The 20548-nt window shown below is 68.5% G+C and carries 21 protein-coding genes; 15 read left to right on the forward strand and 6 right to left on the reverse strand.

The window, feature by feature from the left end; all coding sequences use genetic code 11:
* Positions 1–100: 100 nt before the first annotated feature.
* The 6 genes from GVV77_RS01095 (at position 101) to GVV77_RS01120 (ending at position 5322) form a co-directional block, all read left to right on the forward strand.
* On the forward strand, positions 101–1042 hold the full coding sequence (locus GVV77_RS01095) for an ABC transporter ATP-binding protein (protein WP_159615587.1): 942 nt from the start codon (positions 101–103) through the stop codon (positions 1040–1042).
* Positions 1035–1913 carry an ABC transporter permease gene (locus GVV77_RS01100; protein ID WP_246199557.1) on the forward strand — a complete coding sequence of 293 codons (879 nt, stop codon included), beginning with the start codon at positions 1035–1037 and terminating at the stop codon, positions 1911–1913. Before GVV77_RS01095 ends, GVV77_RS01100 begins: the two co-directional genes overlap by 8 nt.
* Complete coding sequence (locus GVV77_RS01105) at positions 1910–2743, forward strand: ABC transporter permease (protein ID WP_159615589.1); 834 nt, start codon at positions 1910–1912, stop codon at positions 2741–2743. The genes GVV77_RS01100 and GVV77_RS01105 overlap by 4 nt, the downstream gene beginning before the upstream one ends.
* Positions 2744–2809: 66 nt before the next feature.
* The gene (locus tag GVV77_RS01110) at positions 2810–3265 is read left to right on the forward strand and encodes an LpqB family beta-propeller domain-containing protein (RefSeq protein ID WP_159615591.1); all 456 of its coding nucleotides are present in this window, start codon (positions 2810–2812) and stop codon (positions 3263–3265) included.
* On the forward strand, positions 3262–4902 hold the full coding sequence (locus tag GVV77_RS01115) for a DUF5671 domain-containing protein (RefSeq protein WP_246199558.1): 1641 nt from the start codon (positions 3262–3264) through the stop codon (positions 4900–4902). The genes GVV77_RS01110 and GVV77_RS01115 overlap by 4 nt, the downstream gene beginning before the upstream one ends.
* 63 nt (positions 4903–4965) lie before the next feature.
* Positions 4966–5322, forward strand: a complete 357-nt coding sequence (locus tag GVV77_RS01120) for a VOC family protein (protein ID WP_159615593.1) — start codon at positions 4966–4968, stop codon at positions 5320–5322.
* Positions 5323–5387: 65 nt separating this feature from the next.
* Here the strand turns inward: GVV77_RS01120 and GVV77_RS18465 are convergent, their stop codons facing one another.
* Together GVV77_RS18465 and GVV77_RS01130 are read right to left on the reverse strand one after the other, a co-directional pair.
* A complete protein-coding gene (locus GVV77_RS18465) occupies positions 5388–6092 on the reverse strand; it encodes a class F sortase (RefSeq protein ID WP_159616129.1) in 705 nt (234 codons plus the stop codon).
* A gap of 18 nt (positions 6093–6110) precedes the next feature.
* Complete coding sequence (locus GVV77_RS01130) at positions 6111–6890, reverse strand: CHRD domain-containing protein (protein WP_159615595.1); 780 nt, start codon at positions 6888–6890, stop codon at positions 6111–6113.
* 194 nt (positions 6891–7084) lie between these two features.
* Between GVV77_RS01130 and GVV77_RS01135 the strand changes: the two genes are divergently transcribed.
* From GVV77_RS01135 to GVV77_RS01155, 5 genes are all read left to right on the forward strand, one after another.
* Entirely contained in the window at positions 7085–7576 is a 492-nt protein-coding gene (locus GVV77_RS01135; RefSeq protein WP_159615597.1) for a hypothetical protein, read from the forward strand.
* A gap of 92 nt (positions 7577–7668) precedes the next feature.
* Complete coding sequence (locus GVV77_RS01140; RefSeq protein WP_159616130.1) at positions 7669–8469, forward strand: exodeoxyribonuclease III; 801 nt, start codon at positions 7669–7671, stop codon at positions 8467–8469.
* Between the two features lie 17 nt (positions 8470–8486).
* Complete coding sequence (gene trpS / locus GVV77_RS01145; RefSeq protein ID WP_159615599.1) at positions 8487–9527, forward strand: tryptophan--tRNA ligase; 1041 nt, start codon at positions 8487–8489, stop codon at positions 9525–9527.
* Between the two features lie 15 nt (positions 9528–9542).
* Positions 9543–10124, forward strand: coding sequence for a 2'-5' RNA ligase family protein (locus GVV77_RS01150; RefSeq protein WP_246199559.1), 582 nt, complete (start codon positions 9543–9545; stop codon positions 10122–10124).
* Positions 10090–11166, forward strand: coding sequence for a YihY/virulence factor BrkB family protein (locus GVV77_RS01155; protein ID WP_159615603.1), 1077 nt, complete (start codon positions 10090–10092; stop codon positions 11164–11166). Before GVV77_RS01150 ends, GVV77_RS01155 begins: the two co-directional genes overlap by 35 nt.
* A 161-nt stretch (positions 11167–11327) precedes the next feature.
* Here the strand turns inward: GVV77_RS01155 and GVV77_RS01160 are convergent, their stop codons facing one another.
* From GVV77_RS01160 to sdhC, 4 genes are read right to left on the reverse strand one after another with little or no spacing between them, the layout of a single operon-like run.
* On the reverse strand, positions 11328–12113 hold the full coding sequence (locus tag GVV77_RS01160; RefSeq protein WP_120167038.1) for a succinate dehydrogenase iron-sulfur subunit: 786 nt from the start codon (positions 12111–12113) through the stop codon (positions 11328–11330).
* Entirely contained in the window at positions 12113–13891 is a 1779-nt protein-coding gene (sdhA, locus tag GVV77_RS01165) for a succinate dehydrogenase flavoprotein subunit (RefSeq protein WP_159615605.1), read from the reverse strand. Before sdhA ends, GVV77_RS01160 begins: the two co-directional genes overlap by 1 nt.
* 55 nt (positions 13892–13946) lie before the next feature.
* Positions 13947–14414, reverse strand: coding sequence for a succinate dehydrogenase hydrophobic membrane anchor subunit (locus GVV77_RS01170; protein WP_159615607.1), 468 nt, complete (start codon positions 14412–14414; stop codon positions 13947–13949).
* Positions 14415–14417: 3 nt separating this feature from the next.
* Positions 14418–14798, reverse strand: a complete 381-nt coding sequence (gene sdhC, locus GVV77_RS01175; RefSeq protein ID WP_159615609.1) for a succinate dehydrogenase, cytochrome b556 subunit — start codon at positions 14796–14798, stop codon at positions 14418–14420.
* Between the two features lie 228 nt (positions 14799–15026).
* Between sdhC and GVV77_RS01180 the strand changes: the two genes are divergently transcribed.
* The 4 genes from GVV77_RS01180 (at position 15027) to GVV77_RS01195 (ending at position 20539) form a co-directional block, all read left to right on the forward strand.
* Entirely contained in the window at positions 15027–16163 is a 1137-nt protein-coding gene (locus GVV77_RS01180; protein WP_159615611.1) for a mannose-1-phosphate guanylyltransferase, read from the forward strand.
* Between the two features lie 121 nt (positions 16164–16284).
* A complete protein-coding gene (locus GVV77_RS01185) occupies positions 16285–17487 on the forward strand; it encodes an amidohydrolase (protein WP_120167029.1) in 1203 nt (400 codons plus the stop codon).
* A 266-nt stretch (positions 17488–17753) separates the two neighbouring features.
* Positions 17754–18854 (forward strand): BMP family lipoprotein, encoded by a 1101-nt coding sequence (locus GVV77_RS01190; RefSeq protein ID WP_159615613.1) that lies wholly within the window; start codon positions 17754–17756, stop codon positions 18852–18854.
* A gap of 140 nt (positions 18855–18994) precedes the next feature.
* Positions 18995–20539, forward strand: coding sequence for an ABC transporter ATP-binding protein (locus GVV77_RS01195; protein ID WP_159615615.1), 1545 nt, complete (start codon positions 18995–18997; stop codon positions 20537–20539).
* The last annotated feature ends 9 nt before the right edge of the window (positions 20540–20548 follow it).

The raw sequence follows: 20548 nt of genomic DNA on the forward strand, positions 1-20548 counted from the left end.
TCGGGGTGTGCTCGTCGTTCCTGGCTGCGCCGGCTGTCCACCCACCGCCCATTGCCCGGATTGGCTAGTCCCAATGACTTTTCTGGCCTAGGCTGGGCTGGTGCCTCCCAACCTCACCGCTGAGCCTGTTATTGCCGCGCGCGCCCTGAGCAAGCACTACGGCGAGTTCGCCGCGGTCGACGGGATCTCCTTCGAGGTGCCGGCCGGTGAGGCCTTCGGATTGCTGGGCCCCAACGGAGCCGGCAAGTCGACGACGATGAAGATGATCGGCGGGGTCTCCCAGCGCACCTCGGGCGAGCTTTCCATTATGGGCCTCGACCCCGAACGGCACGGCCCCGAGGTCCGCGCCCACCTTGGCGTCGTCCCGCAGCAGGACAACCTCGACGAGGAACTGCGGGTCCGCGACAACCTCCTGGTGTACGGGCGCTACTTCGGCCTGCCGATGAGCTACCTGAAACCCAAGGCCGACGAGCTGCTCGAGTTCGCGCAGCTGACCGAGAAGGCGACGGCGAAGGTCGACTCGCTCTCCGGCGGCATGAAGCGCCGGCTGACCATCGCCCGGTCGCTCATCAACGAGCCGAAGATCCTGCTGCTCGACGAGCCCACTACGGGCCTGGACCCGCGGGCCCGCCACATCCTCTGGGACCGGCTCTTCCGCCTCAAGGAGTCCGGGGTCACCCTGATCCTGACGACCCACTACATGGATGAGGCCGAGCAGCTGTGCGACCGGCTGGTGGTCGTGGACAAGGGCAGGATCATGGCGGAGGGCTCGCCGGCTACCCTTATCCGGCAACACTCGACCCGCGAGGTGCTCGAACTGCGGTTCGGCTCCGAACGCAACACCACCGTGGCGGCTGACCTCGAGGGTATCGGGGAGCGGCTCGAAACCCTGCCCGACCGGGTCCTGATCTATGCCTCCGACGGCGAGGCGGCCCTCGAGCAGGTCACCGCCCGCGGCCTCCACCCCATCACCTCCCTGGTACGCCGGTCCTCCCTCGAGGACGTGTTCCTGCGCCTGACCGGAAGGAGCCTCGTTGACTGAGCACCGCACCGGAGCCCCACCCACGGCCTCCGCGGGCACGCCGGGGCCGGGGCAGGGCGCCCATCCTCCCGCGGTCTCTGCCGCCCGGGCCCGTGCCTTCGGCTCCTGGTACTACGCCGAACATGTCCTGCGGGTCATGAACAGCTACCGGTGGACCATCCTCGCCTCCAGCGTGGGCACCCCTGTGATGTACCTCTTCGCCATGGGGGTCGGCCTGGCCAGCCTTGTGGACAGCTCCGGGGCCGGGACGTTCGGCGGCGTGAGCTACCTCGTCTTCCTCGCCCCCGCCCTGCTGGCCTCGGCCGCCCTGATGGCGGCGACGAACGAATTCACCTACCCGGTGATGGACGGCTTCAAGTGGCGCCGGGTCTACTACGGCCCGCACGCCTCGCCGCTCGGCACCCACCAGATCGTCAACGGCCACATTCTCGCCGTGACCCTGAGGCTGGCGGTCATGTCGATCATCTACTTCGCCATCGTCGCCCTCTTCGGTGCATCGCCGTCGCCCTGGGGCTGGGCCGCCGTCCCTGTCGCGGTGCTCAGCGGCCTGGCCTTCGGCGTGCCCCTGATGGCCTACGCGGCAAGCCTCACCGAGGACAAGGGCCAGTTCGCCCTGGTGATGCGGTTCATCGCCACCCCGCTGTTCCTGTTCTCCGGAACCTTCTTCCCGCTCGACACCCTCCCGCTCCTGCTGCGCTGGATCGGCTGGATCTCACCGCTGTGGCACGGCACGGAACTGGGACGGGCCCTGACCTACGGGCACGCCATCCCGCCGGGCCTCGCCGCGGTCCACCTGATCTACCTGGTTGCCCTGACGGTGCTCGGCTGGCGCCTGGCCCAGCGGACTTTCGCCCGGAGGCTGGGCGCGTGACGAACTCGCTCTCCGTCGAGGACTACCGGCTCACCGGCCGCACGCGCACCCTGGGCGCCCTGTATTCGCGCAACGCCCGCGCGGTCATCGCCCGCGGCCTGCGCGCCACGAAGAGCAGCAACTGGATGGTGATGGTCTCCGGTTTCTTCGAACCGGTGCTGTACCTGCTGTCGATGGGCGTGGGCCTCGGCGCGCTCGTGGGCACGGTGACCGGCCCCGGGGGTTCCGAGATCAGCTATGCCGCCTACATCGCTCCGGCTCTGCTGGCGGTCTCGGCGATGAACGGCGCCGTCTATGACAGCACCTGGAACGTCTTCTTCAAGATGAACTTCGCCAAGCTCTACCAGGGGATGCTCTCCACCTCGCTCGGGCCGCTCGACGTCGCCATTGGCGAGATCTTCCTGGCCCTGCTGCGCGGGGCCCTCTACGCGACCGGGTTCACAGCGGTGATGGGCCTGATGGGCCTGATCACCACCCCGTGGGCGCTGCTGATGATTCCGGCCTCGGTGCTGATCGCCTTCGGGTTCGCGGCGTTCGGCATGGCCATCACCAGCTTCATGAAGACCTTCCAGCAGATGGAGTGGGTCAACTTCGTGATGCTGCCGATGTTCCTGTTCTCGGCGACCTTCTACCCGCTGAGCGTCTACCCGCAGCCCATCCAGTGGTTCATCCAGGCCCTCCCGCTCTGGCACGGCGTCGAACTCCTCCGGCAGATCAGCGCCGGGGTGTTCACCGCGGCCACCGGCGTGCACGTGCTGTACTACGCCGTGATGATCGGAATCGGCGTGGTACTCACCACCGGGCGGCTGCGCGCGCTGTTCCTCAAATAGCCGGCGCCGACCCCCGGTGCACCCCGATGCAGCGGCTGACCCCGCACGGTGGAGCATACTGTGCACATGAATTCCGCTCGGCGCGACCGCAGCCTTCCCGTCCTGCTCGCGGTGCTTGGCCTCCTCGTGGTGGTTGCCCTGGCTGTCGTGTTCTCCCGCGGGGACGTGAAGCTGCTTGATGCCTCCACCCCCGGCGGTGTTGTCCAGCGCTACTCCGCGGCGGTGATCGACGGCGATGAGGAGGCCGCGGCCGCCTACCTCGCGGAGCCGTCCGAGCCCTGCGACGAGTTCTACACCCCCGTCGAGGACAACCTTCGAATTAGCCTCGTGGCGACCCGGGAGCGGGAGAACACGGCGGACGTCGAGGTGTCGATCGTGACGTTCGATGCGGGCGGTCCGTTCGGCTCCTCGGAATACGAATCCCGGGATGAGTTCGGCCTCGTCCGCGACAACGGCGGCTGGCTCATCGAGCGGGCCCCGTGGCAGCTGCGCGTATGCGGTTCCGGCGCGGGGGCCCGGTGAGCACCGGCACGCGGGCCGCCCCCGGGCGGAGCTCCGCCCAGCCGGTCCTGCGCCGGCTGATCGTCTTCACGCTGCTCTTCGCCCTGGTGCTCATCGGCGCCGGCGGCCTCACCGGACTGCTCGGGCGGGCCCTGAATGCCGGCGACGTGCTGGTCGCAGACGATGTCACCGGCCTGGCCCGCTCGCTGGCCTTCACCCTCGTCGGCGGGCCGCTGGCCGCTCTCCTGTGGTGGGCCACGTGGCGGCGGGTGGAAAGCGAACGGTCCTCGACCGCCTGGGGCCTCTACGTGGCCGGGATCTACGCGGTCTCCCTGATCACCGCGGCCACCGCGCTGCTCGGCACCACGGCCTCGCTCATCGGCGGCGACCCGGAGCGGTGGTCCTCGGGCCTGGCGCGCGGCCTCGTCTGGACCGGGGTCCTCCTGTGGCACCACTGGATGTGGCGGCACCGGACCAGGGGACCGCTGGCGCTGAGGGATCTTCCGCGCGTTGGAGGCTACGTCTTTGGACTCGTCCTGGCGGTCGGCGGGGCCTACTCGGCGCTGGCGGGCCTCTTCGGCGCGGCCGTCGAGGGCTCGGCCTCGGCGGGAGCCATCGGGGTGCCCTGGTGGCGCGCGTCCCTTTCGGCCCTCGTGTGGGCGGCCGGGGGAACCGGTCTGTGGTTCGCGTACTGGGTGCGCGGCGGCGGACGGCACCTGCGCACGGCGCTCTCCAACGTCGCCCTGGTGCTGCTCGGGGTGTTCGGTGCGGGACTGCTGACCCTCGGCGGGCTGGGCACGGTGCTCTTCGTGTTGCTGCGGCTCGCCTTCGACCGGACGGATCCGCTGCCGGCGCTGCTGGATCCCCTGGCGCCGGCGCTCGCCGCGGCGGGAATCGGCGCCCCGGTGTGGGTCTACCACCTGCGCGCCGCCGCCACGCGGGCCGAGGGCACCGCCCTGGCCGGCCGCCTTGTCACCTCGGGCGTTTCCCTGGCGGCCGCTGCGGCCGGCGTCGGGGTGATCGTCAACGCCCTCCTCGCATCTCTCGCCTCGCCCGTGGTGGGCGCCGATCCCCGGACCCTGCTGCTCGGGGGAATCAGTTCCCTGGCGGTGGGCGGCCCGGTCTGGTGGTCCGCGTGGCGCCCGACGGCGGCACCCGGTACCGGGGAACGGTCCCGGCGCAGGGTCTACCTTGTAGCGGTCTTCGGCATCAGCGCCCTCGTTGCGCTCATCACGCTGCTGGTGCTCGGGTACCTGATCTTCGAGTTCCTGCTCGCGGACGTCGGCGGGGCGGCCCTGATCGAGCGCGTGCGGGCGCCCCTCGGGCTGCTCCTGGCGACGGGCGGCACGGCCGCCTACCATTTCAGCGTCTGGCGCCAGGACCGGGCGGCGGGAGGAAACGCGCCCGCGGACCGCCGGGCGATCGGCTCGGTGATCCTTGTGGCCGGGGCCGGAGCCGCCGCTGAACCGCTCGCGGAGCTGATCGGCGGGATCACCGGCGCCGGGGTCACACTCTGGCGGCGGGCCGATCCCGCCCCGGACGCTGCGGTGCCATCCGCGGAGGACCTCGCCCGGGCCCTCGACGGCGTGGTGGGGGAGCGGGTGCTCGTGATCGTCGGCGCGGGCCGGGGGATCCAGGTCATCCCGCTGGCCGGGTAGGGCACCGCCGGAGGCTGCCTCCAGCATCTACTGGACGGGGACCCGCCCACGCATACTGGGACCATGATTGGATCCTGGCAAGCAACCGTCCTTGACTGCCCCGACCCCGGGCAGCTCGCCACCTTCTACCAGAACCTGTTCGGCATGGTCCGGGTCGACGAGTCAGATGACTGGATCACCATTGGTGACGCCGCCGACCGGCCCGCGCTGGCCTTCCAGCTGGTGGAGAACTACACCGCGCCGAAGTGGCCCGGACAGGAGGTCCCGCAGCAGATGCACCTCGATGTGCTCGTAGCCGACCTCGACGAGGCCGAGGCGAAGGTCCTCGCCGGCGGCGCCGTGAGCCTCAACTCGGGCACCGGCTCATTCCGCGTCTACCTCGATCCGGCCGGCCACCCGTTCTGTCTGGTCGCTGGCTGAGGCCGGGTCCGGAGGACGGGTCCAGCCCGGCGGGTTCAGCCCCGGCGGGTTCAGCCCCGATCGATTCAGCCCGCGAGGGCCGCGTACACCACGTAGTTGTCGTCGAACTCCCCGGTGGCGGGGTCGTAGCCGTCACACGTGATGAGCCTCAGCTCCGCGCCGGGGGTGTTCCCATAGACCTTGGCGGTCGGGAAGGCGTCCTTGGCGTACGCTTCGCCGCGCAGGACCTGAAACTCAGCGGTGGTTCCGTCCTCGCGCGCGACGCTGACGAGGTCGCCGGGTTTCAGCGCCCGGAGGCCGGCGAAGACGCCCTTGCCGCCGTCGGTGGCGTTTACGTGGCCCAGCAGGACGGCCGGCCCCCGTTCTCCCGGGGTAGGGGACTCGGTGTACCAGCTGGCGGGGGCGCCGGGGCCGTCGGGCGGCACCTCAAGGGTATTATCCGCGCGCAGTCCCAGCCGGAGCAGCTCCGAGGTGGCGCCGATCGCGGGAATGGAGAGGGACAGCGGCGGTGAGGCCGCCAGGACCGCCGGCGCCTGAGGTGCAGGCGCCGGGGCCTTGGTGGGCGCCGTGGTCTCGGCCGGCGCCGGGGAGTCCGCGGTCGGCGCCGGCGTGCCGGGCGCCGCGGACGGGCTGGGGGAGGACGTGCTCGTCGGGGGTGGGGAAGTCTCGGGGCCGGAGGCGGCCGGGGTTCCGCCGCATCCTGCCAGGAGGAGGATGACAGCCGCCGCCGGGGCTGCGAAGCCCCAGCGGCGGCCGGTTGTTCTGTTCATCACGGGATGAGGATGGAGTTACGCGTTGTCCGCTGAACGGCGGCGGACGGCGTAGGTGCCGCCGGCTGCTGCCGCGAGGAGCAGGCCACCACCGAGGGCGATCATGGCGGTGTTATCGCCTGCAACCCCCTGCTCGACGCCGGTGTCCGCGCCGCCGTTGGGCATGGCCCCCATCTGCGAGGCGACGAGCGTGCCACACAGCGCGGGCGAGGTGGCACCCAGCGGGAGGTCGGGGTTCAGGTCGCTGGGCGAGTTGAACGCTTCTTCCGAGCCGGTCGAGGTGGCGGGGTCGAGGCCGTGGACCACCACGACGGCGGTTCCGGCTTCGAGTGCGGCCTTGGTTTCCGCGTTGAGCTCGATGGAACGCTGGATGGAGTAGGTTCCGCCCTGTCCGCCCAGTGCCAGGTTCAGGCCCTCGTCGGGGGTCGTGGCACCGCTGGTGCTCAGGGTGGTGAGGATGCCGCCGTAGCCCGGGGCGCCTTCACTGACGCTGATGATCCCGTCGCCGTTGGCATCGGCCTCAGGGGTCGGGCAGACGCCCTGGGCGCCGCCGTGGATGTGCTGGACGTGGGGGTAGGGCCCGTCCATGAAGGTCTCTGCAAGGCCGGAAACCTGAAGGTTGACCATGGCGGTGTCGCCGGTGACATCGACGGTGATGCTGCCGGTTCCCGTGGTGCCGTTCAGTTGGCCGAGGGTCGATGAGTAGGAGCCGTCCGCGGCCAGGGCGGGGGATCCCGCCAGGGCGACCGCGCCGAGGGCGAGGGCTGGGGCTGCAAGGAGACGCATTTTCTTGGTCATGAGAATTTCCTCCATAAGTGCGGATGATGCAGGCCGGTAGGGGCGCGCACACAGGAGGTTCGGGGTGAGATGCATCACGGATGGGTGGATCGGGGAAAACTTTTCCGGGCCCGGTGCGGCGGGTGCGTGCGCGCGGGCGTTCGCCGGTGGTGGAAGCCGTCGGGAGGGGGTTCGTTGTTTGGAAGAATGGGCCTATGCAGTCTTTGGGAAGCACAGGAAAGCCCGCCCGCCGGGGTATCAGCGTCCGCATGGGGACGGTGGGCATGGCCATCATGATCGTCGTTTTCCTCGTCGCCGTGGTGTTCGCGGCCAACGAGAACGACGTCGTCGGCTGGCTCGTCGTGCTCATCTCCCTCGGCTGGCTGCTCATCTTCTCCTACGTGGTCTTCACCCTCCGGGGGGCCGCACGGAAGGCCGCTGACCGCTTCAGCGAGGCGCAGCAGGGCTTCGCCCCGGCCCAGCGCCAGGCCGGGCCCTCCGACGAGGCGACCCGCGCCCGCGACCTAAAGCTCGATCACAGCTTCAAGATCGTCCAGGTCCAGGTGGGCGTCGTCCGCGAATACCTCGGCCGTGACGAAGGCATGGTTGAGCGCGCCCTGGAGACCATCGAGATCACCTCGCACAACGCCCGGTCGATGATGAAGAACGCCGGTGAGGGGCCCGTCGAGGGCACCATCGTCGACTAGGCCCCCAGCCGTCCTGATCGGGTTCCGCCAACATGATTCGCCCGGTGCTCCGGGGTAAGGTGGGTCGAGTGAGTGCCGCTTCCGATATCCCGATGAAACCCCTCCGGATTGCAACAGTAAACGTCAACGGAATCCGTGCCGCCTACAAGCGCGGCATGGAGCAGTGGCTGGCCGGGCGCGACGTCGACATTCTCTGCCTGCAGGAGGTGCGCGCCCCCGACGCCGTGGTGCGCGAACTGCTCGGGGATTCCTGGCACCTGCTCCACGCCGAGGCGGAGGCCAAGGGCCGCGCCGGGGTGGCCATCGCCTCCCGCGTCGAACCTTCCGCCACCCGGTCCTCGATCGGGGAGCCCTACTTCGACACCTCGGGGCGCTGGGTCGAGGCCGACTTCAAGGTCAACGGCTCCTCCCTCACGGTGGTGAGCGCCTATGTCCACTCCGGCGACGTCGGCACCCCCAAACAGGACGACAAGTACCGCTTCCTCGATGTCATGGAGGCCCGCCTGCCGGCGCTCGCCGCCGAGTCGGACCACGTGCTCGTTGTCGGCGACCTCAACGTCGGCCACACCGAGCGGGACATCCGCAACTGGAAGGGCAACCTGAAGAAGGCCGGCTTCCTGCCCGAGGAGCGCGCCTACTTCGACCGGTTCTTCGGCGACGGCGTCGGCTATGTCGACGTCCACCGGGCCCTCTCCGGCGACGTCGACGGCCCCTACACCTGGTGGTCCTGGCGCGGGAAGGCCTTTGACAATGACACCGGCTGGCGGATCGACTACCACCTCGCGACCCCCGGGCTCGCCGCAGCGGCGGTCGAGGCCACCGTCGACCGCGCACCGTCGTGGGACACCCGTTTTTCCGACCACGCCCCCGTGGTCGTTGACTACTCTCTCTAGACGACAGGACGCGCGCCATGACACTCACCGCACCCACCGGCCGCCAGCGCATCCTCTCGGGGATGCAGCCCTCCGCGGGATCGCTCCACCTCGGCAACTACCTCGGTGCGCTGGTGCATTGGGTCCGGATGCAGGAGGACTACGACGCGGTGTTCTTCATCCCGGATCTGCATGCGATCACCGTGCCGCAGGACCCCGCAGAGCTCGCGGAACGGACCCGGATCACCGCCGCCCAGTACATCGCCGGCGGGGTGGACGTGGACAAGGCCACCCTGTTCGTCCAGTCCCATGTGCCCGAGCACGCCCAGCTGGCCTGGGTGCTCAACTGCATCACCGGGTTCGGTGAGGCCTCGCGGATGACCCAGTTCAAGGACAAGGCTTCGAAGCAGGGCTCCGAGCAGGCCAGCGTCGGCCTGTTCACCTACCCCATCCTCCAGGCGGCGGACATCCTGCTGTACCAGCCCGAGGGCGTCCCGGTGGGGGAGGACCAGCGCCAGCACGTCGAACTCAGCCGCGACCTCGCGCAGCGGTTCAACGCCCGCTTCGGGGAAACCTTCGTGGTGCCCAAGCCCTTTATCCAGAAGGAATCGGCCAAGATCTACGACCTGCAGAACCCGACGGCCAAGATGTCGAAGTCGGCCTCGTCCCCGATGGGGCTGGTCAACCTGCTTGACGATCCGAAGGTCACGGCGAAGCGCATCCGGTCGGCGGTGACCGATGCGGGCACGTCGATCACGTTCGACCGCGATGAGAAGCCCGGGATCTCAAACCTGCTGACGATCTACTCCGCGCTGACCGGCCGCTCCATCCCGTCCCTCGAGGCGGAGTACGAGGGACGGATGTACGGGCACCTGAAGGTGGACCTGGCCGAGGTGGTTGCCGAGTCCCTCGGGCCCATCCAGGCGCGCGCCGCCGACCTCCTGGACGATCCGGCCGAACTCGATCGCCTGCTCGCCAAGGGGGCGGCCAAGGCGCGGGAGACCGCCTCGGCGACGCTGGCCGATGTGTATGCGAAGGTGGGGTTTCTTCCCACTCCGGTCCCGGCCGGGGCACGTTAGGCCATGCGGCAGCGGATGAGTGAGCTGCGCCGCGACCCGGCCGACGCCGGGCCGGGACTGCCCGAAACCACCTGCGTGGGCGTCACGCTGCCGGTACCCGAACCGCTGGCGGCGGAGCTCGAACGCTGGCGGGCCTCCTTTGGGGATCCCATGGCCTTCCTCGTGCCCCCGCACATCACCCTCATCACCACGACGCCGGCCACCGACTGGGAGTGGACGCTCGAGCACGTACGCGCCGTGGCCGCGAAGCAGGGTCCCTTCACTGTGACGCTCAGCGGCACCGGCTCCTTCCGGCCGCTGTCACCCGTGGTGTTCCTCAACGTGCGGGCCGGATTCCGGGAGTGCGTCGAGCTTCACTCCCGGCTGCAGATTGGACCCCTCGAACGCACCCTCGAGTTCCCCTACCACCCGCACGTCACCGTCGCCCACGACGTGAGCGAGGCCAGTATGGACCAGGCCGCGCACCAGCTGAGGTCCTTCGACGCCTCCTTCGAGGTCCGTACCATGGGACTGTATGAGCATGAGCATTCTGGGCTGTGGAAACTGCGGGAAGAGCTGAGCTTTGGCGAAGACACCGAGGACCGCGAGGAGCGCTGATCCCGCCTCGCCGGCCGACCATGCCCGGCTGGTCGTGAAGATCCTCGAAGCACGCCAGAACCTCACCCGTGCCGAGCGGGACCACGCGGGCTCTGTGGCCGTCGTCGCCGCGCGTCTCCGGGTCGCGCTCGCCCGGCTGAGCGCCCTGCGGCCGCTGCGGGCATTCCAGCTGTACGCCCTGCGCCGCGGGGCGCTGCTGGCCGCAGGCATCGCTTACCGAATGTTCTTCGCGATCGCCGCGATGCTCGTGGCGGGGTTCTCCATCCTCGGCCTGGTCATCGCCGGGGACACCCGCCTGCAGGACCTCATCGTCGAAACGGTCGGGGCCACCACGCCCGGCCTCATCGACACCGGCGACGGCGGACTCGCCACCCGGGAGGAACTGTTCTCGGGGGCGGGGTTCGGTGCCGCGCTCGTCATCTCCACGGCCGTCATGCTCATCTCCTCGCTCGTCTGGATGGCCGGCATCCGGGCGGGCATGCGGAGCATCTTCGCCCTGGGCCCGGTCACCGAGAGCGCAGTAAGGACCATCTTCAGGGATCTCGCGGTGCTGCTGGTCCTGGCCGTCGCGCTGCTGGTGACGACCGGCGTCGGATTCATCGCCAATACGATGCTCGACTTCGCCCTTGACCTGGTGGGGATGACCGAGGCGTCGCGTCCGTTGACGCGGTTCGCAGGCTTCGCCATCATGCTCGTCCTCGATACGGCGGTCGCGTCCCTCCTGCTCCACACCACCTCCGCGATCGACATGCCCCGGAAGGTCCTGCTGCAGGCCGCGGCCTTCGCGGGGGTGGGCAGTACCGTGCTGCGCACCCTGAGCGCGACGCTCCTTGCAGGTGTTGCCAGCTCGCCGTTGCTCGCCCCGTTCGCCGTGATCCTCGGTCTCTTCGTCTGGTTCTACCTGCTGAGCCAGGTGTACCTCCTGGCGGCGGCGTGGGGCGCCGTGGGAACGGCCGACGCCGAGGCGCTGGCCGCCCACGAGCACCGGGAAAAGGCGGGGACGCTGCGGCAGCAGAGCCGAAAGGCCCGCCGCAGGCCCTGACCCGGCGCCCTCCGCAGCGGGGATGCAGCCGGGGGCGGGAGACGCCCGGCCGGGATCGGAAAGGGCGCGATGCCAAAAGGGCGGGACGCGAAAAGGGCGGCCCCGCCGGGGCCGCCCTTTTCGGACGCAGCGGTGGCCGGGGCCACCGGTACCGCGTCGGGTCAGATCTTGCGGGTCAGGATGGCCTGCTTGACCTCGGAGATGGCCTTGGTGACCTGGATGCCGCGCGGGCAGGCTTCCGAGCAGTTGAAGGTCGTGCGGCAGCGCCACACGCCTTCCTTGTCGTTGAGGATCTCAAGGCGCATGTCGCCGGCGTCGTCGCGGGAGTCGAAGATGAACCGGTGCGCATTGACGATCGCGGCGGGGCCGAAGTACTGGCCGTCGGTCCAGAACACGGGGCAGGACGAGGTGCACGCGGCGCACAGGATGCACTTGGTGGTGTCGTCGTAGCGCTCCCGGTCCTCGGCGGACTGCAGGCGCTCCCGGGTGGGCTCGTGGCCCTTGGTGATCAGGAACGGCATGATCTCGCGGTAGGACTGGAAGAACGGCTCCATGTCCACGATCAGGTCCTTCTCCACCGGCAGGCCCTTGATCGGCTCGACCAGGATCGGCTTGGAAGTGTCAAGGTCCTTCAGCAGGGTCTTGCAGGCGAGCCGGTTGCGGCCGTTGATGCGCATTGCGTCGGAACCGCAGACACCGTGGGCGCAGGAGCGGCGGAAGGAGACCGAACCGTCGTGCTCCCATTTGACCTTGTGCAGGGCGTCGAGCACGCGGTCGGTGCCGTACATGGTCAGCTGCCACTCGTCCCAGTGCGCCTCGTCGGAGACCTCGGGGTTGTAGCGGCGGACCTTGAGCGTGATGTCGAAGGAGGGGATTTCCCCGCCCCCGACGCCGGCGGGAAGCTCGACCTTCGAGGCCGGCTCTTTTTCGATGGTTGGGGTGCTCATCAGTACTTACGCTCCATCGGCTGGTAACGGGTGAAAATGACCGGCTTGGTCTCAAGGCGGACGCCGCTGGTCTCGACGGCGCTGGGGTCCTTGTAGGCCATCGAGTGGGTCATGAAGTTCTCGTCGTCGCGGGTCGGGTAGTCCTCGCGGAAGTGGCCCCCGCGGGACTCCTTGCGGTGCAGGGCCGCGGCCGTCATGACCTTGGCCATGTCCAGCAGGAACCCGAGCTCGACGGCCTCGAGGAGGTCGAGGTTGAACCGCTTGCCCTTGTCCTGGACGGAGATGCGCTTATAACGCTCCTCGAGCCCGTCAATGACGCGCAGCGCCTCGAGCAGGGTCTCCTCGGTGCGGAACACCTGGACGTTGGCGTCCATGATGTCCTGGAGTTCCTTGCGGATCTGGGCGACGCGCTCCCCACCCTCGGAACTGGCGGCTGTGTCGAGCAGGGCGACGGTATCGGCCAGCGGGTCCTCGGGGATGTCGACGAAGTCGGCGGTAAGGGCGTACTCCGCGGCGTAGATGCCGGCGCGCTTGCCGAAGACGTTGATGTCGAGCAGCGAGTTGGTCCCCAGCCGGTTCGAGCCGTGCACCGAGACGCAGGCCACCTCGCCGGCGGCGTAAAGCCCGGGCACGATGGTGTCGTTGTCCTGCAGGACCTCGGCCTTGATGTTCGTGGGGATCCCGCCCATGGCGTAGTGGGCCGTCGGGAACACCGGCACCGGCTCGGTATAGGGCTCAACGCCGAGGTAGGTGCGTGCGAATTCGGTGATGTCCGGGAGCTTCGCGTCGATGTGCGCCGGCTCAAGGTGCGTCAGGTCGAGAAGCACATAGTCCTTGTTCGGCCCGGAGCCCCGGCCCTCGCGGACCTCGTTGGCCATCGAGCGGGCGACGATGTCGCGCGGGGCGAGGTCCTTGATGGTCGGTGCGTAGCGCTCCATGAAGCGTTCGCCCTCGGAGTTGCGCAGGATCGCGCCCTCGCCGCGGGCAGCCTCCGAGAGCAGGATGCCCAGCCCGGCGAGGCCGGTCGGATGGAACTGGAAGAACTCCATGTCCTCGAGGGGGATGCCGCGGCGGAAAGCGATGCCCATGCCGTCGCCGGTGAGGGTGTGGGCGTTGGAGGTGGTCTTGTAGACCTTGCCGACACCGCCGGAGGCGAAGACGACCGACTTCGCCTGGAAGATGTGGAGCTCCCCGGAGGCGAGGTCGTAGGAGACGACGCCGGCGACGCGCTTCTGCAGGCGGGTCACCCCGTCGACTGTCACTTCCTGGTCGACCATCAGCAGGTCGAGGACGTAGTACTCGTTGTAGAACTCGACGTTGTGCTTGACGCAGTTTTGATAAAGCGTCTGAAGGATCATGTGCCCGGTGCGGTCCGCGGCGTAGCAGGACCGCCGGACCGGCGCCTTGCCGTGGTCGCGGGTGTGGCCGCCGAAGCGCCGCTGGTCGATGCGTCCCTCGGGGGTCCGGTTGAACGGCAGCCCCATTTTCTCGAGGTCGAGCACGGCGTCGATGGCTTCCTTGGCCATCACCTCCGCGGCGTCCTGGTCGACGAGGTAGTCACCGCCCTTGACGGTGTCGAACGTGTGCCACTCCCAGTTGTCTTCCTCGACATTGGCGAGAGCGGCGCACATGCCGCCCTGGGCGGCGCCGGTGTGTGAGCGCGTGGGGTAGAGCTTTGTCAGTACAGCCGTGCGCGCCCGCTGGCCGGACTCGATGGCCGCGCGCATCCCTGCGCCGCCTGCTCCGACGATGACGACGTCGTACTTGTGGACCTGCATGCTTGTCGCTCTTTCTGTTGAAACAATGAAGCGGCCGCCCGGGCGGCCTGCGCCGCTACGCGGTGGGGCAGTAGGAGGCGACGTGGGCCACGCCGTCGATGACCGGGCAGGGGTCGAAGGTGAAGATGACAAGGGTGCCCAGGAGGATGATGACGACGGTGGCCGTGTAGAGCACGCCCTTGAGCCACATGCGCGTCGAGTTCTTCTCCGCGTAGTCGTTGATGATGGTGCGCACGCCGTTGGTGCCGTGCAGCATGGCCAGCCAGAGCATCACCAGGTCCCAGACCTGCCAGACCGGGCTGGCCCACTTGCCGGCCACGAAGCCGAAGTCGACCTGGCTGATGCCGTCGCCGGCCACCAGGGACGTCCACAGGTGGACGAAGATCATCACGACGAGGACCACCCCGGACAGGCGCATGAACAGCCAGGCGCCCATCTCGAAGTTGCCGCGGGAGGAGCGGGTGCGGGAGTAGCCGGGGGAGACGCGCCCCGAGCGGGGGCTTTCTACAGTGGGAACAGCCATGGCTTAGTGACCTCCGAAGACAACCGAAAGATGGCGGATGGAGAAGGCGAACATTGTCAGCGCCCAGAGGCCGACGACGCCCCACAGCATCTGGCGGTGGTAGCGCGGGCCCTTCTTCCAGAAGTCCACGGCGATGACGCGGAGTCCATTGAAGGCGTGGAACACGATGGCGCCGACGAGGCCGAGCTCGCCCAGGCCCATGATGGGGTTCTTATAGGCGGCGATGACCGCGTCATAGGCTTCCGGTGAGACCCGGACCAGCGACGTGTCCAGGACATGGACGAGGAGGAAGAAGAAAATCACTACCCCGGTGATGCGGTGTGCTACCCACGACCACTGGCCCTCCCGGCCACGGTAGAGGGTGCCAGCTGGTGTCTTCGGCATTGAATTTACCTCCCTGCATCGCACGGGCGTTAGCGTGTCTTCCACGCAGGAATGTCGCCGGTGCGAGAGCACTCTAAGTCAAGGATAATCTAGGCCGTGGACGGGCCGCCTTCAATTTAGGCTCCCCTATACTGTGAGGCTATTCACATTGACGGACCGGACCGCGGTACTGGTGTTTCCGAAAATCGTTCCCGCGCGCTCCCGAGGTGTCAGCTAACGTGGGAGGCGATGACTACAGAGAGGGCAGCCGCCCAACCCCAGAACGTGTTCGACCGCTTCCACGCCGTGATCCCCGCGGGCGGGGTCGGCACCCGGCTGTGGCCGCTGTCCCGCGCCGCCGCGCCGAAGTTCCTGCACGATCTCACCGGCTCCGGCAGCACCCTGATCCGGGCGACCTACGACCGGCTCGGGCCGCTGTGTCCGGGGCGCACCATGGTCGTCACCGGTGTGGTGCACCGCCGGGCGGTCCTCGCCCAGCTGCCCGAGCTTGAGGACACCAACCTTGTCCTTGAGAGCGAGCCCAAGGATTCGGCGGCGGCCATTGGACTGGCCGCGGCCATCCTGTACCGCCGGGACCCGGACATCATCATGGGCTCCTTCGCCGCAGACCAGGTCATCACCCCCGTCGACGTCTTCCAGGACGCGGTGCGCGAGGCGATCCACACGGCGGCCCAGGGCTATATCGTCACCATCGGCATCGAGCCGTCGCACCCGTCCACCGGGTTCGGGTACATCCGGGCGGGCGAGCCTCTCGACATCGCGGGGGCGCCCAGCGCGCACGCCGTCATCGAGTTCGTCGAGAAGCCCTCGGAGCCGGTGGCGCGCGGCTACCTCGAGTCGGGCAAATACAGCTGGAACGCCGGCATGTTCGTGGCACCGGTGGCGCTGATGCTCAAGCACCTCGAGGCGAACGAGCCCGAGCTCTACGCCGGCCTGAGCGAAATCGCCGACGACTGGGACACCCCGCGCCGGGTGAAGACCGCGCGGCGGGTCTGGCCGTCCCTGCCGAAGATCGCCATCGATTACGCCGTGGCCGAGCCCGCAGCTGCAGCCGGCGACGTCGCCATGATCCCGGGCAGGTTCACCTGGGACGACGTCGGAGACTTCGCGGCGATCGGCAGGCTGCACCCGGCCACCGAAACCAGCAAGATCACTGTGATGGGGGAGGGGGCGCGGGTCTTCGCCGAAAACGCCTCAGGCATCGTCGTTTCCGATACCAAACGGGTGATCGCGCTGATCGGCATCAACGACGTCGTCATCGTCGACACCCCCGACGCGCTGCTGGTGACGACCAAGGAACACGCTCAGGAGGTCAAGAAGGCCGTGGAGCACCTGCGGGCCAGCGGCGACACCGACGTCCTCTGACCCGGCCGCGGACGGGACCAGGTCAGGGCGGAGGCCGGCCGGGGCAGGTCCTGAGACCTTCGGTGACGCCGGCCGGCGCCCGCTTTACGGTTCCGGGGGCGCGGGTCGGTAGGCTTGGAGCGTGGAACTCAAACGCCCCGACGCAGCAGTACCGCACATCGGCGTGTGGCTCGCCCCCCTGCTCGAAGAACTGACCCACTTCCGGCGCGACCTCCACTCCCATCCCGAGCTTTCATACAAGGAATACCGGACCACAGACCGCATCGTCGAACGCCTCGAGCAGGCCGGCCTGCAGCCCAAGCGGCTGGAAAACACGGGCGTGTGCGTCGACATCGGGCAGGGGCCCATCAAGGTGGGCCTGCGCGCGGACATCGACGCGCTGCCGATCGTCGAGGAGACCGGCCTTGCGTATGCCTCGGTCAACCCGGGCGTGGCCCACGCGTGCGGCCACGACATCCACACCACCGTCATGGTGGGCGTGGCGCTGGTGCTCGCCTCGATCGACGCCCAGACACCCCTCGACGGCACGGTGCGCATCATCTTCCAGCCCGCCGAGGAGACGATGCCCGGTGGTGCGATCGAGGTGATCGCCCAGGGGATCCTCGCCGATGTCCCGCGCATCCTCGCCCTGCACTGCGACCCGCGCATCGACGTCGGCCAGGTGGGCACCCGCATCGGGGCGATCACCTCGGCCTCCGACACCCTTCGGGTCGAACTCACCGGACGCGGCGGCCACACCTCGCGCCCGCACCTGACGGAGGACCTGACCTTCGCGCTGGCCTCCATCGCCGTCAACGTGCCCGCCGTGCTCTCCCGGCGCATCGACGTCCGCAGTTCGGTGTCAGTGGTGTGGGGCCAGATCCACGCCGGCTCGGCGCCCAACGCGATCCCTGCCCACGGGTTCCTCTCGGGCACCCTGCGCTGCCTCGACGGGGAGGCCTGGCAGTCCGCCGGCGACCTGTTCGACCATGCGGTGCGCCAGGCCGCCGCACCGTTTGGGGTGGAGGTGCAGCTCGAACATATCCGGGGCGTGCCCCCGGTGATCAACTCCGAGGCGGAGACCGGGCTGCTCGAAGCCGCCGCCCGCGCCGAACTGGGCCCCGACGCCGTCGTCCTCACCCCGCAGTCGATGGGCGGGGAGGACTTCGCGTGGATGACCCAGGAGGTGCCCGGCGCCATGATGCGCCTTGGCACGCGCACTCCGCGCGGCGAGACCTTCGACCTGCACCGCGGCGACTACATTCCGGACGAGCACGCCATCGGCTGCGGCGTGCGCGTCATGGCCGCCGCCGCGCTGCGCGCGGTGCTCGGCCTGCGCCACTGACCGGCACTGACTGGAGCTGACCGGCGCGGCCGGCACACACCGTGGGATATCCTGAGGTGTAACAAATCCCGAACAATGTTGACGTGGCCGACGGCGGTGGTAGTGTCGCGCGTCACCCGCCCACTAGAGTGATCCCATACTGTGCTGCACTCAAGGTGCCGCCAGCGCCGTGGCCCGACCAGTGAAAACAGAGCTTCGAGCACGACTCGGAGCGGACACTCACCGGCGTTCAGCCGCGGGGCTCATCTTTCTTTTCTGGAGGAATATTGAAGAACTCACTGCGCACAACCAGGCGCGGCGCCGCCCTTTCGGCTGCCGTCCTCGGTGCGTCGGCCCTCATTCTCAGCGCCTGCGGCGCACCGCCCGCCGAGGAGGCCGGTGGATCCGGTGAGAGCTCGGACTACCTCGGCTGCATCGTGTCCGACTCGGGCGGATTCGACGACCGCTCCTTCAACCAGTCGAGCTACGAAGGACTGAAGAAGGCCGAGGAGGAACTCGGCATCGAGATCAACCAGGCCGAGTCCCAGGCCGAGACCGACTTCGGTCCCAACGTCGACCAGATGGTCCAGCAGGGCTGCGACCTCACGGTCACCGTCGGCTTCCTGCTCGCAGACACCACCAAGGAAGCGGCCGAGGCCAACCCCGAGGCGCACTTCGCGATCGTCGACGACAACTCGATCGAGGCCGACAACGTCAAGCCGATCATCTACGACACGGCGCAGGCCGCCTTCCTGGCCGGCTACGCGGCGGCGGCAACGTCCGAGACCGGCAAGGTCGCTACCTACGGCGGCATCAACATCCCCACAGTCACCATCTTCATGGACGGCTTCTCGGACGGTGTCGACTACTACAACGAGCAGAAGGACGCCGACGTCGAGCTGCTCGGCTGGGACAAGGAAGCCCAGAACGGCACCTTCATCGGCAACTTCAACGACCAGGGTGCGGGCAAGACCAACACCCAGAACTTCATCAACGAAGGCGCCGACGTCATCATGCCGGTCGCCGGGCCGGTCGGCCTGGGCACCCTCGACGCCGTGATCGAAGCCAACGAGGGCGGCAAGAAGGCCACCGTCGTGTGGGTCGACTCCGACGGCTACGAGACCGCAGGCAAGGGCGAGGAGTTCATCCTCACCTCCGTCATGAAGCTCATGGGCGACGCCGTCAACGAGGTCATCAGCTCCGACGTCGAGGGCGACTTCGACAACTCGCCGTACGTCGGCACCCTGGAGAACGGGGGCGTGGCCCTGGCCCCGTTCCACGACCAGGAAGCCAACGTTCCCGAAGAGCTGCAGGGCGAGCTCGACGAGATCAAGGAACAGATCATCTCGGGCGACATCGCGGTTGAGTCCGCAGCCAGCCCCAAGTAGCACAAGGCAGTCTTGAACCGCTTCCCTCCTGCGGATCCAATCCCCGGGAGGGAAGCGGTTCGTTTTTGTGGACCGGGGCGGGGGCACCCGGTGCCGGTTCGAACAATGAAAGTCTCCGCACAGAACAGATTGGGTGGGTTGTGAAACTCGAACTCAAAGGAATCACCAAACGGTTTGGTTCCCTGGTCGCCAACGACCACATCGACCTCGTGGTCGAACCCGGACAGGTCCACAGCCTCCTGGGCGAAAACGGTGCCGGCAAGTCGACGCTCATGAACGTCCTCTACGGGCTGTACCAGCCGACCGAGGGCACCATCCTCGTCAACGACAAGCCCGTGACCTTCTCCGGCCCCGGCGAGGCGATGGCCTCGGGCATCGGCATGGTGCACCAGCACTTCATGCTCGTGCCCGTCTTCACCGTCGCCGAGAACGTGGCGCTCGGGAATGAGTCGGTCGGCGCGGGCGGGCTCCTCAACCTCTCAGAGACCCGCACCCGCATCCGGCAGATCTCCGACCAGTACGGGTTCGACGTCGACCCCGACGCCACCGTCGAGGACCTCCCGGTGGGCGTCCAGCAGCGAGTCGAGATCATTAAAGCCCTGGTCCGTGACGCCGAGGTGCTCATCCTCGACGAACCGACGGCCGTCCTGACGCCCAAGGAAACCGACGAGCTGCTCGGCATCATGGGCCAGCTCAAGGCCGACGGCAAGTCGATCGTCTTCATCTCCCACAAGCTGCGCGAGGTCAAGGCCGTCTCCGACGTCATCACCGTCATCCGGCGCGGCAAAGTGGTCGGCACCGCCGAACCCGGCGCGTCAACCACCGAACTCGCCTCCCTGATGGTGGGCCGTTCGGTCAGCCTGACCCTCCAGAAGGCCCCGGCCGCCCCCGGCGAGGTGACCTTCCGGGTGCGTGACCTCACGGTGCGCGCGGCCAACGGCCAGCACGTCGTCGACGGGCTCAGCTTCGACATCGCCCAGGGCGAGATCCTGGCCATCGCCGGCGTCCAGGGCAATGGCCAGACCGAGCTCACGGAGGCCATCATGGGCCTCCAGGAACACGTGAGCGGCTCCATCACCCTCGACGGCGAGGAGCTGCTGGGGCGCAGCGTCCGCGACGTGATCAAGGAGGGCGTCGGGTTCGTCCCCGAGGACCGCAGCGTCGAGGGCCTTGTAGGCACCTTCTCCGTCGCCGAAAACCTCATCCTCAACCGCTACGACGAGGCGCCCTTCGCACGCGGCCTGACCATGCGTCCCGCCGTGATCGAGAAAAACGCGCAGGAGAAGATCGCCGAATACGACGTGCGCACCCAGTCCGCCTCCGCGGCGGCGGGAACGCTCTCGGGCGGCAACCAGCAGAAGGTCGTCATGGCTCGGGAGTTCTCCCGGCCGCTCAAACTGTTCATCGCGTCCCAGCCCACCCGCGGCGTCGACGTCGGGTCCATCGAATTCCTCCACAAACGCATCGTCGCCGAACGCGACGGCGGCACCCCCGTGATGATCGTCTCCACCGAGCTCGACGAGGTCCTCGAACTCGCCGACCGTATCGCCGTGCTGTACCGGGGACGCCTGATGGGGATCGTCCCGGCCGACACCTCGCGCGATGTCCTGGGCCTGATGATGGCCGGCATGCACGCCGACGAGGCCCTGGCACAGGCCACCGAACTTCAAGGAGGGGACCAGTGAGTCCGCAGG

Source organism: Arthrobacter zhaoguopingii (assembly GCF_009828605.1).
Lineage (GTDB): Bacteria > Actinomycetota > Actinomycetes > Actinomycetales > Micrococcaceae > Arthrobacter_D > Arthrobacter_D zhaoguopingii.

What these genes read in the sequence shown, in the direction of transcription:
- GVV77_RS01150 (WP_246199559.1), top strand. Translation starts at nt 9,543, where the DNA reads ATGAGTGAGCTGCGCCGCGACCCGGCCGACGCCGGGCCGGGACTGCCC.
- GVV77_RS01170 (WP_159615607.1), bottom strand. Translation starts at nt 14,414, where the DNA reads ATGGCTGTTCCCACTGTAGAAAGCCCCCGCTCGGGGCGCGTCTCCCCC.
- GVV77_RS01135 (WP_159615597.1), top strand. Translation starts at nt 7,085, where the DNA reads ATGCAGTCTTTGGGAAGCACAGGAAAGCCCGCCCGCCGGGGTATCAGC.
- GVV77_RS01110 (WP_159615591.1), top strand. Translation starts at nt 2,810, where the DNA reads ATGAATTCCGCTCGGCGCGACCGCAGCCTTCCCGTCCTGCTCGCGGTG.
- GVV77_RS01120 (WP_159615593.1), top strand. Translation starts at nt 4,966, where the DNA reads ATGATTGGATCCTGGCAAGCAACCGTCCTTGACTGCCCCGACCCCGGG.
- GVV77_RS01140 (WP_159616130.1), top strand. Translation starts at nt 7,669, where the DNA reads ATGAAACCCCTCCGGATTGCAACAGTAAACGTCAACGGAATCCGTGCC.
- trpS (WP_159615599.1), top strand. Translation starts at nt 8,487, where the DNA reads ATGACACTCACCGCACCCACCGGCCGCCAGCGCATCCTCTCGGGGATG.
- sdhC (WP_159615609.1), bottom strand. Translation starts at nt 14,798, where the DNA reads ATGCCGAAGACACCAGCTGGCACCCTCTACCGTGGCCGGGAGGGCCAG.
- GVV77_RS01180 (WP_159615611.1), top strand. Translation starts at nt 15,027, where the DNA reads ATGACTACAGAGAGGGCAGCCGCCCAACCCCAGAACGTGTTCGACCGC.
- GVV77_RS01160 (WP_120167038.1), bottom strand. Translation starts at nt 12,113, where the DNA reads ATGAGCACCCCAACCATCGAAAAAGAGCCGGCCTCGAAGGTCGAGCTT.
- GVV77_RS18465 (WP_159616129.1), bottom strand. Translation starts at nt 6,092, where the DNA reads ATGAACAGAACAACCGGCCGCCGCTGGGGCTTCGCAGCCCCGGCGGCG.
- GVV77_RS01130 (WP_159615595.1), bottom strand. Translation starts at nt 6,890, where the DNA reads ATGACCAAGAAAATGCGTCTCCTTGCAGCCCCAGCCCTCGCCCTCGGC.
- sdhA (WP_159615605.1), bottom strand. Translation starts at nt 13,891, where the DNA reads ATGCAGGTCCACAAGTACGACGTCGTCATCGTCGGAGCAGGCGGCGCA.